Origin of the sequence: Ruegeria sp. HKCCD7251 (genome assembly GCF_013031165.1) — a bacterium.
Lineage (GTDB): Bacteria > Pseudomonadota > Alphaproteobacteria > Rhodobacterales > Rhodobacteraceae > Ruegeria.
In genome coordinates this window covers 149,237-165,964 of record NZ_WPZC01000007.1, presented here as the reverse complement: position 1 = coordinate 165,964, position 16,728 = coordinate 149,237, and the positions used below count along the sequence as shown (strand labels likewise).

Annotated in this window: 16 protein-coding genes; 11 read left to right on the top strand and 5 right to left on the bottom strand. The window is 51.9% G+C overall.

The annotated features are described in order from the left end of the window. The first annotated feature begins 575 nt into the window (after window positions 1–575). The 3 genes from GOX75_RS16530 (at window position 576) to GOX75_RS16520 (ending at window position 5,311) form a co-directional block, all read left to right on the top strand. Window positions 576–1,961, top strand: a complete 1,386-nt coding sequence (locus tag GOX75_RS16530) for an AAA family ATPase (RefSeq protein WP_171124973.1) — start codon at window positions 576–578, stop codon at window positions 1,959–1,961. After that, on the top strand, window positions 1,954–3,021 hold the full coding sequence (locus tag GOX75_RS16525) for a ParB N-terminal domain-containing protein (RefSeq protein WP_171124904.1): 1,068 nt from the start codon (window positions 1,954–1,956) through the stop codon (window positions 3,019–3,021). The genes GOX75_RS16530 and GOX75_RS16525 overlap by 8 nt, the downstream gene beginning before the upstream one ends. 730 nt (window positions 3,022–3,751) lie before the next feature. Further along, window positions 3,752–5,311, top strand: a complete 1,560-nt coding sequence (locus GOX75_RS16520) for an acetolactate synthase large subunit (protein WP_171124901.1) — start codon at window positions 3,752–3,754, stop codon at window positions 5,309–5,311. A 254-nt stretch (window positions 5,312–5,565) separates the two neighbouring features. Here GOX75_RS16520 and GOX75_RS16510 read toward each other — a convergent pair whose 3' ends face one another. The 4 genes from GOX75_RS16510 to GOX75_RS16495 all read right to left on the bottom strand — a co-directional run bounded on the left by GOX75_RS16510 (window position 5,566) and on the right by GOX75_RS16495 (window position 9,416). Then, window positions 5,566–6,699: a DUF2652 domain-containing protein gene (locus tag GOX75_RS16510; RefSeq protein WP_171124897.1), complete on the bottom strand. Its 1,134-nt coding sequence runs from the start codon at window positions 6,697–6,699 to the stop codon at window positions 5,566–5,568. 316 nt (window positions 6,700–7,015) lie between these two features. Next, complete coding sequence (locus GOX75_RS16505) at window positions 7,016–7,903, bottom strand: YegS/Rv2252/BmrU family lipid kinase (RefSeq protein WP_171124895.1); 888 nt, start codon at window positions 7,901–7,903, stop codon at window positions 7,016–7,018. Between the two features lie 248 nt (window positions 7,904–8,151). After that, complete coding sequence (locus tag GOX75_RS20390; RefSeq protein WP_170712009.1) at window positions 8,152–8,535, bottom strand: ricin-type beta-trefoil lectin domain protein; 384 nt, start codon at window positions 8,533–8,535, stop codon at window positions 8,152–8,154. 197 nt (window positions 8,536–8,732) lie between these two features. Beyond that, window positions 8,733–9,416 (bottom strand): GntR family transcriptional regulator, encoded by a 684-nt coding sequence (locus GOX75_RS16495; RefSeq protein ID WP_170620205.1) that lies wholly within the window; start codon window positions 9,414–9,416, stop codon window positions 8,733–8,735. Between the two features lie 303 nt (window positions 9,417–9,719). Between GOX75_RS16495 and GOX75_RS16490 the strand changes: the two genes are divergently transcribed. The 8 genes from GOX75_RS16490 to GOX75_RS16455 are packed head-to-tail and all read left to right on the top strand — an operon-like array spanning window position 9,720 to window position 15,985. Next, window positions 9,720–10,691 (top strand): TRAP transporter substrate-binding protein, encoded by a 972-nt coding sequence (locus GOX75_RS16490; protein ID WP_170712007.1) that lies wholly within the window; start codon window positions 9,720–9,722, stop codon window positions 10,689–10,691. Continuing rightward, entirely contained in the window at window positions 10,688–11,305 is a 618-nt protein-coding gene (locus GOX75_RS16485; RefSeq protein ID WP_331252089.1) for a TRAP transporter small permease, read from the top strand. Before GOX75_RS16490 ends, GOX75_RS16485 begins: the two co-directional genes overlap by 4 nt. Window positions 11,306–11,307: 2 nt before the next feature. Then, entirely contained in the window at window positions 11,308–12,594 is a 1,287-nt protein-coding gene (locus tag GOX75_RS16480; RefSeq protein WP_170620203.1) for a TRAP transporter large permease, read from the top strand. 18 nt (window positions 12,595–12,612) lie between these two features. Continuing rightward, window positions 12,613–13,047 carry a heme-binding protein gene (locus GOX75_RS16475; RefSeq protein WP_170646569.1) on the top strand — a complete coding sequence of 145 codons (435 nt, stop codon included), beginning with the start codon at window positions 12,613–12,615 and terminating at the stop codon, window positions 13,045–13,047. Between the two features lie 9 nt (window positions 13,048–13,056). After that, the gene (locus tag GOX75_RS16470; RefSeq protein ID WP_170620201.1) at window positions 13,057–13,938 is read left to right on the top strand and encodes an NAD(P)-dependent oxidoreductase; all 882 of its coding nucleotides are present in this window, start codon (window positions 13,057–13,059) and stop codon (window positions 13,936–13,938) included. A gap of 57 nt (window positions 13,939–13,995) precedes the next feature. Next, entirely contained in the window at window positions 13,996–14,739 is a 744-nt protein-coding gene (locus tag GOX75_RS16465; protein WP_170712006.1) for an SDR family NAD(P)-dependent oxidoreductase, read from the top strand. 17 nt (window positions 14,740–14,756) lie between these two features. Continuing rightward, a complete protein-coding gene (locus GOX75_RS16460; protein ID WP_170620199.1) occupies window positions 14,757–15,068 on the top strand; it encodes a cupin domain-containing protein in 312 nt (103 codons plus the stop codon). Window positions 15,069–15,073: 5 nt separating this feature from the next. Beyond that, the gene (locus tag GOX75_RS16455; protein ID WP_170620198.1) at window positions 15,074–15,985 is read left to right on the top strand and encodes a sugar kinase; all 912 of its coding nucleotides are present in this window, start codon (window positions 15,074–15,076) and stop codon (window positions 15,983–15,985) included. A 159-nt stretch (window positions 15,986–16,144) separates the two neighbouring features. On the opposite strand, the gene GOX75_RS16450 is transcribed toward GOX75_RS16455, so the two are convergent. Further along, window positions 16,145–16,696, bottom strand: coding sequence for a GNAT family N-acetyltransferase (locus GOX75_RS16450; RefSeq protein WP_170712001.1), 552 nt, complete (start codon window positions 16,694–16,696; stop codon window positions 16,145–16,147). Window positions 16,697–16,728 lie beyond the last annotated feature (32 nt).

Genomic DNA, 16,728 nt, shown 5'->3' with positions numbered 1-16,728 from the left:
TCTGCCTGACTGCTCGTTTCAGTATTTGTGGCACGAAGGGTACCCAAAGATCAATCACCTTTAGGTACCCAAATACAGTATGAGGCAGTTCCTGCAAACGGGTACCTTATTGTCGCGCGCAGAAAGTTATCCCCAGAAAAAGACCTCAGGCGACTCTCAACGCAATCGTACACTCTAACCAGCGGTAAGAAATGCGCATGAATAGGGTCTGAAACTCAAGAAAATCAGCCAACCCGAGAATCGGTGCATGTCGTACCGAGTCCTGCCACCCTTGGTCCCGTAACTTGGTACCTTTTAGCCTGAGTATTGGTGCCCATTAACCTGTAAACAGGTACCAAGTAGCGATTAAGTCTCTGGTTTTATTTGTTTTCTTTTTCGCAAAGTAATTGAACTATCTAAAAAATAGAAACTATTTGTTGTGCTCATTTTCAATATTCCGAAAGTTTCGCGGCGAAACTCGATCAATTCTTGATTTTCTGTGGACAACTTCAGGGCCAAGGATAGCTTTTGTGGAAAATGTGCGCTACCTTGCGCTATATACGCCGCTAAGGCGAACATTTCCTGAGGCCCAGACAGTGAACAAATCCAACCCTCCTCAACTACCACCCTATTTGAATCTCGATCCGAAAGAAGCAGCAAGCAAGTTACCGGACCCTATAGGGACTTCTCGATTCGCAAAAGCCGCAGCATTCTGCACGAAGGGCAGAGAGGATTTAGCGCGTAGAGGTTACGCACCTGACGGCGAAAAACGGCTCCGCCGCTTTTCAATCTGGGAGATAACAAAATATCTCATTCCAGTCGCACCAGCGCACCTAAGGCGAGTACTCAAGGCGAACCCAGACCTTCCACAGGGTGAAGGCGAAACGGGGTCCAAGTGGTTTTCCTTGGAAGAGGTTCTGACGTTGCGAAAGCACTTTGCGGCGGGAGGTGTCAGCACCAAGGAATATTTGCCATATCGACCTGAGGGGTTGCCAGCAAAGGTTGTTGCAGTCGCAAATTTCAAGGGGGGTGTCGGGAAAACATCCACTGCAGCTCATCTTGCCATGTCCGCCGCCTTGGATGGATACCGTGTTCTGGTGATTGACCTCGACAGCCAAGGGTCGATGACGTCCATCTTGGGGGGTAACGTCGCAGACGAGTGGCAGACTGTGTTTCCACTGATTGCAAAAGATTACGCACAGGCCGTCCAGCAGGAAAACCGAGTTCGGAATGCGGCTGGACAATCAGAAATTCCGCTGGATGAGACCTTGAATGAAGCTCTTAAGACTGGTCCGAGCGACGTAATACAAAAAACCCATTGGCCCAACATCGATCTTATTGGCGCTCAGCTTAACTTGTATTGGGCAGAATTTCAGATACCGGTCTGGCGAATGGGTTTGCGGAGTTGGCCGTTGTGGGATGGCTTGACCAATTTCCTGCATCAGGACGGAGTTTTGGACGACTATGACATAGTGTTCTTGGATACCCCTCCTGCACTTGGGTACCTTACGATCAACGCTCTGGCTGCGGCGGATATTTTGTTGGTGCCCCTTGGGGCTTCATTCTTGGAGTTCGATTCGACCGGTCGATTTTTCGACATGCTGTACACGACCTTCGCGAGTATAGAGGATGGAGAGAACGCCGCTCAGCGAGCAGCGGGGCTTCCAGAACTTAAGTTCGAATGGGACGTTGTCAGAGCAATCATTACTCGATTTGATGCCAGTCAACAGACCGATATGGCAAATGTGATCCAGGCCTATTTCGGGGATTTCATGAACGCCTATAGACAGGACTACACCGCTTTGGTCGGGCAAGCCGGTGAGCAGGTCAATGGCATTTACGAAGCGGACTACCGGGACTTCAATCGCGATACTTATGTGAGGGGTCGCGAAACCTTCGACAGAACTTATGCGGAATTCAAAGAGGTTCTGATCGGGTGTTGGTGGCGGGATACCCATATGGGAGACAAGGCAGATGGCTAAACGCAGAAGATTGTCCGCTCCGGACACAACAGAGTTGGAGCAGATGGAGGCAGGTTTCGCGGCGAAACCCTCACTGAATCCATTTGAGGCAAAAGGGGCTACGCCTCCAATTGCCAAGGTTGCTGCCGAAGCCGCCACATTAAACAGCATGGCTTCCGTCACGGATAGGGTGGCACTGGCTCAGGACCAAGGAGATGCAGCGCGTTGGCGTGATGCCCAGGAAACCGGGCTCGTTGCGGAAATGATTCCGCTAGATCAGATAGATGCTGACTTTATCCGCAGGGACCGTATGGTCGAAGACGATGAGGCCATGAATGAATTGTTGGATTCACTGCGTTCGCATGGCCTGAGAACGCCGGTCGAGGTAACAAAGAACGAAGACGGTTTTGGGCTCATCTCAGGATACCGAAGGCTCAAAGCGTTCCGACTGCTTGCCGATACGGACAGTTCTTTTTCGTCGATCCCGGCCTTTGTGCGAGAGGCGGGTTCGGGGCAGGGCGCCTATATTTCAATGGTGGAAGAGAATGAGATTCGGTCAAATCTGACCCCATATGAACGTGGGCGAGTAGCTGTTCTGGCAGCAGGGCAGGGGGTCTTCGACTCCACCGAGGCCGCGGTTGATGCACTATTTGCAGCTGCTTCTAAGGCAAAGCGATCCAAAGTAAGAAGTTTTGCGATCGTTCATGAGGCGCTGGGTGATCTCCTGCAGCATCCAGTTAGTCTTACGGAAAAAGCCGGTTTGAAATTGGCCGCTGCGCTTCGATCCGGCGCGCAGCCAAAGTTGCGCCAAGTGCTGGCGGACGCCGGCACGCTTGAAATGCGCGAAGAGTGGGCGCTGCTGGAAGAAGCCTTGAAATCAGAGCCGAAGCCGACAAAGGAGAAAGCGCGTGGTGGACGTCCGCGACAAGTCTTGCATCTGAAACCTGTGCAGCTTCCTGGAGGCGGAAAAGTCTCAGCAGAGCTTTCCTCGACGGAAGTGCGGATCAAAATCAGTTTGCAGGATGTCTCAGTTGACGAGGCCGAAGAACTAGTGAAGCAAATAGCGGAACACCTTAGTTAGTTTGGTGGGGAGCCTCATCTACAGTAACCACCCGTTCTGCAATTTCACTCAGGAGCGTCGATTTGGGTCATTGCCAGGTGGTGCGCAAAAGTGGATAATAAAGATTATTATGTATTGAGCGGGTAATGTGGCTTAAGATTGAAAAACGGATATGTCCTAGACGACAGCTTGTTGATGCTGCTTCCACATACCGGTGAATTACATCCGGAATTTATTAACCACAAATATGTTCATGATTTCGTTCAAAGACGCCCAATATCCTGAAGATGTAATGCCTTAGGCTGTGTTCTTTTGCGCCAGAAACAACGTGCCCTAACCGTGATCAGCAAGAGGTTACGGCAGAACACCGCTCCATTTTCCAGCGGCTTATTTTGTGGACATCATGCAAACCAGTGAATTCGGCGTGAGAAGTCGACAATGTGGGATTCGGGCCAAACCCAGAACGAATACCAGACTACCCGGGGTGCAAGGACTGGAGGCGCGTGTCGATACATAATGATCGGGCGTGCTCGCGCATTGACTTTTTCACCAAGTGTATGAATGCTTTCGCTCCAAGTTCTGTCTTCGCCAAAAGGTACGGTCTTAAATCCGGTAACTGCTCCACGCCGTGAGCGGCTTCGGTACTATGCGTCCTAGGTAATCGTGTCGGGAGGAAAATATGTTTAGAAACAAGGCCTTTTCGTGCAAGCATTGTAATCAAATGATCGCTTGAAATCAGGCTAGGGATAAAATGAACGGCGCTCAATCACTCGTAAAAACCCTATTAAACAATGGTTTAAATACGGTCTTCGCAAATCCCGGCACCTCGGAAATGCACTTTGTCGCTGCCTTGGACGAACACCCGGAGATGAATTGCATTCTTTGCCTGTTTGAAGGCGGTACGACGGGAGCTGCAGACGGGTATTTTCGCATGAAGCGAGACGTCGCCGGCACGCTCCTGCATCTTGCACCCGGCTTTGGCAACGCCTTTGCCAATCTGCACAATGCCCGAAAAGCGGGGTCCGGAATCGTGAATGTAGTGGGCGATCACGCTACGCATCACCTCCGTTATGAAAGTCCTTTGAAGGGAGACATCCTCGGTACCAGCCAAGCGGTCAGTCATTGGACGCGTGTGTCGTCCAATGCCACCGACGTAGCCATGGACGGAGCGGCGGCGGTTCAAGCGGCCCGCGCGCGCAACGGTCAGATCGCAACGCTGGTCCTGCCTGCCGACACAGCTTGGAACAAAGCGAACGCAGCGACAAACCGGTTAGACAACCGAGAAAGCCTCCATCGACCGTCAGTAGGCGACATAGAGGCCGCTGCAGCCCGTCTTGTGACGCCGAAAGCCGCGCTGATGATTGGCGGATTAGCTCTGTTTGGACCGCAGCGTACACTGGCTGGAAAAATTGCCGCCGCTACGGGGTGCCGGTTGTTGGCCGATACTATGATACCTCGTATTTCCAAGGGCGCAGGAACAGCAAAGTTAGAGCAACTGGTCTATCCGATATCGCCCAAGACCGTTCAGCTGGAAGCAACGTCTTCGATCACTCTGCTTGGCGCAGATAGGCCAGTCGCCTTTTTTGCTTATCCTGGGAAACCTAGCGTGCCTGAACCACCGCATTGCCCCATTACGGACTTATGCACACCCACAGATGATATCGAGTGGACGCTGCAAGCGCTCGCCGAAGCGGTCGGGGTCACTGGTAAAACGGCGGCAGCAACCTTTCCGCTCGAACTACCAGACATTCCCACCGGTCAGCTAACACTCGAAAAAGTTGGTTTGGCTTTGGCTGCGCTGGTGCCTGAAAACGCCATCATCTGCAATGAATCCGTTACGTCAGGGTTTCATGTCATACCGCCGACGGCCACCGCTCACCCACATGATCTGCTCGCCGGCACCGGTGGCGCGATTGGGCTGTGTTTGCCTTGCGCAACAGGCGCGGCCACCGCCTGCCCGAACCGACAAGTCATTGCTCTGACCGGGGACGGGTCGGCCATGTACACACTACAATCACTGTGGACAATGGCGCGGAAAAATCTCGACGTGACGGTGATCGTATTTGCAAACCGCGGCTATCAAATTCTGCGCGATGAACTCACAAATGTCGGCGTGGCGAGCTATGGTCAGAATGCTCAGGCTATGTTTGACGTGGTGAACCCGACGTTGGACTGGGTTTCGCTGGCGAAAGGCCATGGTGTTCCGGGAACACGCGCAGATGACATGGACAACTTTGCAAAGGCGCTCTCCGCCGGTCTCTCCAGCGAAGGGCCATCGCTGATCGAAGTTGTGTGTCCACCACCCGCATGAGTATTCTGACACGGAACCTAAAGAGCAGACGAGACTAGGAGGGCAAACTGCGGATTGTTATATTTTGAAGCTGAAAAAAGACTTGACGATGGTTCAGACGGTGGCGAAATTGCAGCTTTGTCTGCAGAGTGGGCGCTCATGCCGAGTATGGCGAACGACAGTATAGAGCCCAAAGCGGTCAAACAAACAGCGAAGCTGGAAGAATTCGCCTTCGCACAACGATAAATTCAGCCTTTAGACGTTCTCTAGCTTGTTCAAGCAGTAGTTGCCGCCTGGACGTCTGTAGCAAGTTTTCCGGCAAGCGCCTTCATTCTCTCGACACGGTTCTCTTTGTCTGGCACGATTATGCCACGCAGTTTTTTCTTAACCATGCCAGACATTAGTTTGCCCATAATTTTGGACGAACTTGGCGTTGCAAACCTGATCTTGACCAGTGTCCCTTCCCCGACTTGGACCAGTTCGTTGGTCTCTAACATCGAAAGCCCCATAGGAAGGTTGTATTTGCCGGTCGCGTAGTCACCATGATGCCAGTCGACAATCTGAAATGGGAAAATGTCTTCGCCGTGATAGCAGTGATAGAGCGTTCCAGGTTCAATCTTGTTTTTGTTGGTATGGAACAGTTCGACCTTGTTGGCACCGAGCCATTCGGCACGCAACTCCGGCCGGGTGCAAATGGTAAAGGCTACGTCAGGCGAAACCGGCAGCGGAATGATCCATTCGTCAATGAGAAGGTTATCGGCTGCTTCCACAAACGTTCGCTCCGACAAGCGACGACGGTCCCAAGCAGCACGCATGTCTCGCACGACATACTCAATCTCGCCGATGTGTTCGATGTCCTCGGTGTGGAATTCGGAGCTTTCGAAATAGTCCACGAGATCCATTGCGCGAAGCGCTGCGCAAGAAATCAATGTGTACGCGGTCAAACCAGTACGTTCTTTGACGCCATTTTTGAGAAGTCGAAATGCCGTGATCACATCCTGACCGGCTAATTCTTCACGATCTCCAGTCTTTTGAACGATACATTCACCGTGGTGTACAACGATTTTGAGTTCGAGACTGTCAACGGTTGAACAGGCATCGCATGAGCATGATGTATTGATGAGCATCTTTTCTTTGGCATGTGCAAAGACGCAGTAGAGTTGCTCTGCAAAATCGAGGATGAACTGTTGCGAAACCACCTCGCTTTCCAATGCGTAAGCAAAGATGGCGTCACCTTGTAATCCTGAAACTGCCAATGGAGACCGGATCGAAGGGATCATGCTACCGAACAGTGCCTCCAGAATCCCTTTAGCATGTTCGATGGCTGTTTCGGACATAAATTTCGTGTAACCGGATATATCCGCAATTACGAAATATGCAGTTTTCACACTGTCGACTGTTTTATGCATAGCGTCTTTCCTGTCCTCAATGATCTTCGTGCCGCCCGGCGCTGCTTTTCTTGCTCTAACTCTGCTGATGTTTTATTGCTTGGTGCAAGGGAATTCATTTGAATATGATTTCGGAACCAAGGAACAGATTGATGCTATAGGTTTCAGGTCTTTGCTTTACTGACTTGTATTTTGCTGTCATCCACTGTGTCTTCCATTTGGTCGGCCAAAACTCGATGGTGGCTTTTTGTCTGGCTATACCGGCGAATGTATGTGTCGACTCCGCGTATAATGTTACAAGCACAGTGCGAAATTTTAGTATTAGGAGAAACCCGAGTTACTTACCGCTTGGGAAAACGAAGTTCAGCGCATTTGATTTAATTGAAACCTCAAAGCGTTGATCAATCATCGGCTCGCCGTCCAAATTCATATGAAACGGCCGGGAGGTTTCCAAAACCATAGATCTCAGACGAGAGCGCTGTACTACACCATCCTTGGGATCCGAAATATCCGGCAATCTGCCAAAAGGCAGGTTTTCTGGCATTAATCGATCTGTGGAGAGCACGCTTAAATCGAGTAAGCCGTCGGACACCTCCGCATCAGGCGCCACGTCAAAACCGCCACCCGCATAGCGACTGTTCGCAATCGCGATTGCGGAAATGGAAACGTCATACGGGTCTTCATCATCAATTGAGATTTTTGCGGGAACAGATTTTGCATCAGATAAACGAGCAAGCCCAAACAGCGTATACGCAAGCCCACCAAGTCTTTTCTTCATTTCCTTGGGGGTTGTTGCGGTGATCATCGCTCCAAAACCGCCGCTGGCAACATTCACAAACGGTCTGCCGTTTATGTATCCGACATCGATAGGCCGCGCGTCTTCCGATGCTGCAACTCGAACAGATGTTGCCAAGTCCAACCCCTTATCACCATACGACCGGGCGAAATCGTTAGCCGTCCCCAAGGGAACAAGACCTATCGAGACAGGCGACTTCAACTTCAAAACAGCACTCGCGACCGAGTTCAAAGTGCCGTCACCACCGCCAGCAATTATCCGCGTTGCCCCATCGCCCACGGCTTCTCGAAGTGTCTTCTTCAAGTCTTTTCCTGACCAAGGAATACACACCCTGATACCAAGCTCTTTTTCTAGTGGCCGGACAGCAGAACGCAGATCGGGTCTTGCTGCTGACTTTCTGTTGAGAACTAGCAGGGTACGTTTAGCCATGGTTCTAGCATAAAGCTCTCGAACGTTGGGGCAACCGCTTAGAAAGTTCTAAAAGCAGAGGCGCTCAGGAAACTGAGTTTCTTGGTGCCAGCCAATAGTCTGCTTTGTCCCGCAGAGCAGTCGTTGATGCAATACGCAGCGAACGTCTGCTCTGAGCCCAGAGCTGCCGTCCGTTGCGGGCGCGCCAGTGTTGGCTATCGCGTTTTGCGAGCCCTGCGAGCACCGGCTATTGCGCTCCCGGGGCAATCTTATTCCGCTGTGCGGTTTGACCACGTCTGATAGGCCGCCTGATCGTCGGAGCACGCCTGCAACTTTATCGCAATGATCCGATTATGATCGCTGCGACCCATGCGCGTCTCACCCGTCAGGATCAAGCACATTTCGGGACTCGACGACGGTGCGATGGTGCCTGCACCATTAAAGACCCAGTTTTGAGCGGCAGAACCATCAAAAGTGGCCAATTCTGCTGAAGCACCTGCCTCGGTTGAAAGAGTCTGTATGCAGACATCAACCTCAGGCAAATAAAGCGCCGTCCGCGAATTGATCGGGGTAGAACGCCTGCCCAATAGCACTTTGCCGGAGGGGCTGTAGCAGGTCCTCGGTTGAAGCCCATCTTCAGGATTAGCGGCCACGCCAAGCCCTCCAGCGATGTCGATACAACAACCGTTCTGAATGTTGTCGAGTATAAGCGGACATTGGATTTTAGTATGCGAGGTGTTGCCCGGTGAAACTAAGCAAGAATATCATTCGCTAAAAAAGAAGCCGGCAAGTACGGTTTCTTCGCCGGTCCAGGTCGTGAAAGAAAAATACGATACGCGGGTTTCCGAACTTATTCAAAATACTCCGGATGGCGTTCGTGAATAAACGCAATCGTGTCATCAAGGCGGGACAAGTGTTTTCTAACTGCGGTCTGCGCTCTTGACAGATCCCGCAAAGCGAGCCCGCCTGCGATTTCATAATGGTCTTCTAAAATGGAATTTGCTTCGCGGTCTTTCCCAAGGCCAAGCATGCAGAGACGATCCACTTTTTGCTTGCATTCCAGCATTACTTCGAATGCTAGTGGATTGCCGCCCAGAACATAGATCAGTTTGTGAAAATCATAATCAAGCGCATGGAAGGCGGGTAAATCCCCTTTGGCCAAGGCGTTCTCCTGAAGGGCGAGGTTTTCACCAAGCTTCGCATCCTTCTCTGCGTCCCAAGTTTCGATCGCTTCATGAATAACTTCAAGTTCAACGGCCCTGCGTACCAAACGAGCAAGCTCTAGGCGGTCCATTGAAAAGCCGCGCACCTCTGTCGCTTTTTGCGGTCGGATAAGTAGCAAATCCTCATTTCCAAGCCTGGTGAAGGCGTTGCGAACAGGTTGGCGAGAGACGCCAAATCGGCGTGCGACTTCCGTCTCGGATAATTTTGTACCGGGAAGAATTGCGAGCGAAACGATCTGATCGTGCAGTGTTTCGTAGACGGCATCAGTGGTTGTTCGGGTTCTAATTCCGTCCACGATTTTTTCTTCCATCCTCTGATTCATAATGCTGTCGCCACGATCTGGGGAGTGGTTAAGGCATTGTTATATAATACTAAAATCCGTATCTCCTACGTATTTCAGTAAGGCTTTTTCAGCTAATATCAAAGAGCCTGTAATCATTGAAGTCAAGGCCGTCACATGTTTCAAACGAGTTGTTGACTTAACTTGGATACTAGTGTCCTTATAGGTTCAGCAGTGATTCCGGCTCTGGGAGGAAGCAGGAAGTTTTGCGACTTTCATCCTCCAGACGACACTTTTTGGCCTGTTGCTGCCCAAAAAAACGGGAGGAGACCCATGACTTCTACGAAATCGCTTTTTGCAGCAGTAACCGTTGCACTGATCGCCTCATCAGCATCGGCCGAAAGCTGGCGCGCTTGGAACATTCACAATGACGGCCACCCCAATACGGCGGCGATGGACAAGTTTGCTGAGCTTGTAGACACAGCCACAGATGGTGAAGTCACGGTAGATGTGTTCCATGGCGGCGTTCTTGGCTCGCAGCCCGATGCGCTGGAGCAAGTGCGTATTGGAGCCATCGAGGTTGGCAACTTCAACCTTGGCCCGATTGGTCCGATGGTCAAAGAGGCAAACCTTGTATCGCTTCCGTTCATCTTCAAAAGTGTGCCGCACATGTTCCGAGTAATGGAAGGTGAAGCTGGCGCGGTCGTTGCCGAAGCGATGGGTGAGGCAGGGGTCCTTCCACTTGCATATTTTGATGCTGGAGCCCGGTCATTCTACAGCCAGAAGCCGATCAACTCTCCAGCCGATGTGGAAGGCCTGAAGATCCGAGTTATGAACAACGATCTCTACACTTCGATGATTTCGGCGATGGGTGGAAATCCGTCTCCCATGGCGTTTTCGGAAGTACAACAGGCACTGAAAACAGGCGTTGTCGATGGTGCAGAGAACAACTTCCCGTCGTTCAAAAACGTTGGCCATTATGAAGTCACATCGCACTATTCCCTATCTGAGCATCTGATCATCCCCGAGTGCATCTGTGTGAATACGGCTAAGTTCAACGCGCTTAGCCCCGAACTACAAGAAGCTGTGCGCAGTGCGGCACAAGAAGCGGCTCTGTTTCAGCGCGAACTGTGGGCTGTTGGATCTGAGCAAGCGCGCTCTGACGTTGAAGCGGCTGGCATCACAGTCAACGAAATAGCAGACAAGGGCCCCTTCCAGTCCGCGATGGACGTAGTCTATGCCGACTACCTTGCTGCCAACCCAGATATGACAGCGTTGGTCGAGATGGCCCAGGCCACTGAGTGATTTTCCAAGGCGAACACAAAAAAGGCGCGTCCGGTTTCCTTAAAAGAAGCCGGGCTCGTAAAACAAAAAAAGGGGGCGGCATGCGAGTTTCAGGCAAGACATCAGAGTTTATAAGGAGGATGGATATCTTCCTCGACCTGCTCGCCCGCCTTTGTACCTTGTTGGCCGGCGTCGCCATCGTGACTATGACCGCTATCTTCGCGTGGCTGGTCTTTGGCCGGTACGTCCTCAATGACACGCCCACCTGGGTTGAACAGGTATCGCTTTTACTTGTCATGGTCATTGCCTTCCTCGGCGCAGCAGCCGGGGTGCACAACCACACCCACCTCTCTGTTGTTCTTTTCCGGGGCATGGTGCCGCCGAATGTACGAACAGTTTTTGTCTGCATCACAGATTTGCTGCTCGCCGGGTTTGGCGCGATGATGTTCTGGTATGGGCTTGAATTGACTGAATTCAAATGGGGCACGTTGATCCCGCTTATTCAATGGCCCGAGGGCCTGAGATCCCTGCCTATGACCATAAGCGGAGCATTGGTCCTTCTGTTTTCCATCGGCCATCTGATCCGCCTGTTTCTAGGCGAGGATGCGCGCCAAGACAGTATAGATCAGGGTTAATCATGGGACTTGCAGTTCTTCTCGGGGTCTTTGCCGTTTCCGTCATCATCGGCACTCCGGTCGCTTACGCACTCGGGATTTCTGCCTTGGCAGCGTTTTGGTACGAAGGTTTGCCGTTGTTCGTCGGCTTTCAACGAATAGTCGCAGGAATCAACGTTTTTTCGCTTATGGCGATCCCGTTTTTCATTTTCGCTGGTGAGCTGATGTTCCACGGCGGGATAGCCGTTAGATTGGTTAGGTTCGCGCAAGCTGCTGTCGGTGCCGTGCGCGGCGGGCTTGGCATTGTAAACGTGTTTTCCTCCATGCTTTTTGGCGGGATATCAGGTTCGGCGATCGCGGACATCTCCGCGCTGGGCTCAATTCTCATCCCCGTTATGAAAGACAAGGGATACGATGCTGACTATGCGGTGAATGTCACTGTGACATCTTCCATCGCCGGAATCATCATTCCACCCAGTCACAATATGATCATCTTTGCTCTTGCTACGGGCGGTGCGGTATCAATTTCCAAGCTGTTCTTGGCGGGTGTGATCCCCGGCATCCTGATGTGCTGTTGCTTGGCAATTGCTGCGTATGTGGTCGCAGTAAAGCGCGGCTATCAGGCTGAACGGTTTCCAGGATGGACGGCGCTGGCATACGCGTTTATCGGCTCCATCCCCGGCCTGCTGACTGCCGTCATTATCGTCGGAGGTGTCCTATCAGGCATCTTTACTGTGACAGAGTCCGGTGCGTTCGGGGCTATGTATGCCTTTGTCGTCACGCTGATCGTCTACCGAAGCCTGTCATGGGATGCTTTCAAGACCGCTGTAATTTCGTCTGTGCGCACAACGTCGATGGTCATGATCCTGATCGCCTGCGCCGGTGCCTTCGCCTACATGCTGACCTACAACCGCGTACCAACCAAAACGGTCGAGTTCCTTTTGGGGATAACCGAGAACCCAATCCTGATTTTGCTGATGATCAATGCCGTTCTTTTGCTGCTTGGCATGATTATGGATATGGCAGCCTTAATCCTCATCTGCACGCCGATCTTCTTACCGGTGATGAATATGCTGGGGATCGATCCGCTGCAATTCGGCATGATCCTTCTGGTGAACCTTGGACTGGGGCTTTGCACGCCTCCGGTCGGGACCTGTCTGTTTGTAGGCTGTGCGGTTGGCCAGTTGCCTATGGAAAAAGCCATTAGAACGATCTGGCCTTTCTACCTTGCGATCTTCGCAGCGCTGATGCTGATCACCTTCGTTCCTGCCATCTCGCTCACACTTCCCACTCTCCTAATCGGCCCATAAAGCCCAAAGGACGCCGCTATGCTGAATATCAAACGATTGGACATTGAAGAAGCGCGACGGCTGATCGCGGTTGCTAGGCTCAAAGCCGAAGATATCGGGGTGCCAATGTGCATCGCTGTTACCGACGAGAGCGGTATCCTCATCGCGTTTGAGCGAATGGATGGCGCCAAGATTACCAGCGTCAATCTGGCGATCGACAAAGCTTATACCGCATGCGGCATCAAAAAGAGCACGCAAGCCTTGGGTGAAGTCAGTCAACCGGGAATGCCAGCGCATGGCATCGCCTCGGCCTTAGGCGGACGTATGGTGACCGTTGCTGGCGGTCTTCCTGTGCTTGCTGGTTCTGATGTCGTCGGCGGCATTGGTGTTAGCTCAGGCTCGCCTGCGCAAGATCATGACGTCGCCCAAGCTGGGGCCGATGTCTTTTCCAAAATGAAAAACCCAAACGCTTAGGAGGCGCATATGACGAATCCAAAAATCGGTTTCATTGGTCTAGGCCAAATGGGCAGCAAGATGGTTGAATGCCTCCAAAACAATGGTTTTGATCTTGTGGTCATGGGCCGCAACAAAGCGGCGGTTGCCCAAACCGTTGCGCGCGGCGCGGTCGAGGTCAGCACCCCTAAGGAACTCGCCGAGGCCAGTGATATCGTCATGCTCTGCGTGACAACATCTGACGTGGTCGAAAGCCTGATTTACGGCAAGAATGGTATTCTCGCCGGGATCAAAGAAGGCGCGGTGGTCATAGATTTCGGCACGTCCATTCCAGCGTCAACAAAGAAAATTGGCGCGGACCTTGCGACAAAAGGGGCCGGGATGCTCGACGCACCGTTGGGGCGTTCACCTACGCACGCCAAGGACGGTTTGCTGAACATCATGGCAGCGGGCGATATCGAAACGTTTGAAAAGGTCAAACCTGTGCTCGACGTGCAGGGCGAGAACGTGTTCCATCTTGGCACACTCGGCGCGGGCCATACGACTAAGCTGATCAACAACTTCATGGGTATGACAACAGCGTGTACCATGAGTCAGGCATTTGCAGTTGCAAAACAAGCGGGCATCGATGGCCAGCAGCTTTTTGAGATCATGTCTGCGGGCCCGTCCAATTCTCCATTCATGCAATTTTGCAAGAATTACGCCGTCGATGGTGTAAGTGATCTTGGGTTTTCGATCAGCAATGCCAACAAGGACATCGCCTACTTCGTTCAGATGATCACTGACATTGGAACACGCTCCGAAATCGCTGAAGGCACTTCCGCAAATCTTCAAACGGCGCTTGATGCAGGGATGGGCGAAGGCAATGTCCCCGAAATCTACGACATGTTCGTCAAACGCGGTGCAGCCTGAGCAAGCGCCCGCTGGAGCACGACAATTTTCAAATCAGAGCAATGATGAGGGATGGCTATGAAGCTCGCTGGAAAATCGGCAATTGTAACTGGAGCCGGCCGAGATATCGGTGCAGCTGCTGCAATCAAACTTGCCTCCGAGGGCGCACAAGTTGCAATAAACTATTTTGCCAGCAGCGCAGGCGCTGAGGACGTTGTGGCCAGGATCAAAGCAAATGGCGGAACCGCATTCGCGCTTCAAGGAGACTTAACGCAGAAAAGCGACGTTGACGCATTGGTGGCGCGATCTCTCACGGAGTTCGGCAGTATTGACGTTTTGGTCAATAATGCGGGCGGTTTGGTTGCCCGCAAAACAGTTGCAGAGTCCTCACTTGAGCATTGGCGGTATGTGATGGACTTGAATCTGACCAGCAACTTCATGATGACGAACGCCTGTTTGCCTCATATGAAAAGCGGTACAATCGTCAACTTGGCAAGCCAAGCCGCTCGCGATGGCGGTGGCCCCGGCTCAGTTCCCTATGCGACCTCAAAGGGCGCGATCATGACGCTGACGCGGGGTTTGGCCAAAGAGCTAGGCCCGGATATCAGAGTCAATGGGCTTTGCCCTGGGATGATTGATACTGATTTTCATAACATTCACACACCGGATGCAGGACGTCGCGGCTTTGAAGCCGCTGCGCCAATGAAACGTCAGGGCACCATTGAGGATGTCGCAAACCTTGTCCTATTCCTAGCCTGCGACGACAGTGCTTTCATTACAGGAGCTAATGTCGATCTGAATGGTGGAATGCTTTTCTCATAATGTAGCGGAGGTACACCTTGCCTGAATTTCCAGTTGTCTCGACAGGAGAGAATGTCACACGGCAAGTTCTCTCTGATCATCCTAATCTCATGGTTGTTGCCTTTCGGTTCAGCAAAGCAGGTGCGATAGGCGCGTTGCACAGCCATCCGCATGTCCAGTCAACATATGTCGAAAGCGGCCGGTTCCGGTTCACTTTGGGCGAAGGTGACCAAGAGTTCGGGCCAGGAGACAGTTTTGTCATTCCTTCAGATCAAACCCACGGATGTGTTTGCCTGGAACCAGGAAAGCTCGTGGATAGCTTCACTCCGCGGCGTGACGATTTTTTGTAGAACCCATGCGTATCTTAGCAATCGGCGAGTGCATGGCGGAACTTGCTCCCCTAGGCGGTCCAGGGGAGTTCAAGATCGGGTACGCTGGTGATACGTTCAACACAGCTTGGTATTTAGCGAAAATATCACCGAATACAGAGGTCGCTTATTTTACGACAGTTGGTGACGACAAACTGTCCCGCGAAATGCGAGCCTTTATTGACAGAACAGGCATCGATACCTCTCACATTTGTGAAATCTCGGATGGAACTGTGGGTCTCTATATGATCCACCTTTCCAACGGCGAGCGTAGTTTTTCCTACTGGCGCAACAGCTCTGCCGCCAGACGGCTTGCTGACGACCCAGACGCGCTTGACCGTGCTATCGAAAAAGCGGATTTGATCTATTACTCAGGAATTACGCTGGGAATTCTTGGTCCTCAATCGCGTGAAAACCTACTTGGTGCTCTCCAAAAGGGGCGCGATGTAGGGAAAACCGTGGCTTTCGATACGAACATCAGACCCAAACTTTGGTCGAGTACCGAAGAAATGAAGCGTTCAATTATGCGCGCTGCTGAACTCTCGGATATCGTGTTGCCGTCTTTTGACGATGAAAGCGCGTGGTTTAATGACGACTGTCCGACCGCGACTCTTGAACGATATGCAAGACATGGTGTGGAGCGGATCGTCGTAAAGAACGGCGAGCATTCTGTGGTTTATCAAGATGGGAATATTAGAGGGGAGGTGCCCGCTAAGCCGGAAACTTCCGCTATTGATACAACAGCCGCTGGTGACAGCTTCAACGCTGGCGTTTTGCTCAGCGTTTTGGAGAAAAGCGATTTCCGCGCAGGAATATCATTAGGCTGCCAATTGGCCAGCTACGTAATCCAAGCCAAGGGAGCGCTGGTTCCTGTCGATGCACTGCGTGTTACAGCCTGAGGCGATCAATCCCGACTTTTGTTTAACGTGGAATATGCGCACCGCACGGCCATTATCTCAAGAAAGGCAACTTTAACACTGAAACAATAAAGGTATTAGAAAAGGTCATTCGCTTAAGTCCAATTAAACGACCGCAATACGCAGTGTGCTATTGGTCGTCTAAGTAAAAAGCAGATGTGAGTGTGCCCTAGTTTCAGCGATAATCTCAATGGCAATTGACGCGGGCGTCGGCCAGTTGGGGTGCATGATTGCTTCAACAATATCCGCGTCAGCTACAAACTGCGCACTATGTTTCGCCGCAAGATAGCGCAAGTGGCGGTTTTCCTTCAGGCACATCATTTGGATAGTCCGGACGCCTCTGTTCTGCGCCATCGCGTACATCAGTTGAAACAAAGCGTCGCCAATCCCAATGCCTTGCCACTCGGCTTCGACAGAGAGTGCAGCCTCTGGCTTTGATGGCCATGAATGAAAGAGGCCGCGCAGTTCGACAAGGCCTCTCAATTGGCCCCAGACAAACGCTCCACAAGCGATACTGTCGTACCGAAGGATATTCTGTGCGTAACTCAAGACACCATTGTCGTCGACGGCTCCACAAAACCGTGCCCGCCGCGTTCGGACATCTAACCGCAGAAAATGATCACAGATGTTATCTTGATCGCCGAAACCGAGACGACGGACGACCAGATCTTGTGAAGTTCTCCTATCGCTCATTTTTCGGGGCTCCTGCTTGGCAGGTTGGTTTG

Excerpts from the sequence above, each read along its gene's own strand:
- GOX75_RS16525 (WP_171124904.1), top strand. The coding sequence starts at position 1,954 with ATGGCTAAACGCAGAAGATTGTCCGCTCCGGACACAACAGAGTTGGAG.
- GOX75_RS16520 (WP_171124901.1), top strand. The coding sequence starts at position 3,752 with ATGAACGGCGCTCAATCACTCGTAAAAACCCTATTAAACAATGGTTTA.
- GOX75_RS16510 (WP_171124897.1), bottom strand. The coding sequence starts at position 6,699 with ATGCATAAAACAGTCGACAGTGTGAAAACTGCATATTTCGTAATTGCG.
- GOX75_RS16505 (WP_171124895.1), bottom strand. The coding sequence starts at position 7,903 with ATGGCTAAACGTACCCTGCTAGTTCTCAACAGAAAGTCAGCAGCAAGA.
- GOX75_RS16495 (WP_170620205.1), bottom strand. The coding sequence starts at position 9,416 with ATGGAAGAAAAAATCGTGGACGGAATTAGAACCCGAACAACCACTGAT.
- GOX75_RS16490 (WP_170712007.1), top strand. The coding sequence starts at position 9,720 with ATGACTTCTACGAAATCGCTTTTTGCAGCAGTAACCGTTGCACTGATC.
- GOX75_RS16480 (WP_170620203.1), top strand. The coding sequence starts at position 11,308 with ATGGGACTTGCAGTTCTTCTCGGGGTCTTTGCCGTTTCCGTCATCATC.
- GOX75_RS16475 (WP_170646569.1), top strand. The coding sequence starts at position 12,613 with ATGCTGAATATCAAACGATTGGACATTGAAGAAGCGCGACGGCTGATC.
- GOX75_RS16470 (WP_170620201.1), top strand. The coding sequence starts at position 13,057 with ATGACGAATCCAAAAATCGGTTTCATTGGTCTAGGCCAAATGGGCAGC.
- GOX75_RS16465 (WP_170712006.1), top strand. The coding sequence starts at position 13,996 with ATGAAGCTCGCTGGAAAATCGGCAATTGTAACTGGAGCCGGCCGAGAT.
- GOX75_RS16455 (WP_170620198.1), top strand. The coding sequence starts at position 15,074 with ATGCGTATCTTAGCAATCGGCGAGTGCATGGCGGAACTTGCTCCCCTA.
- GOX75_RS16450 (WP_170712001.1), bottom strand. The coding sequence starts at position 16,696 with ATGAGCGATAGGAGAACTTCACAAGATCTGGTCGTCCGTCGTCTCGGT.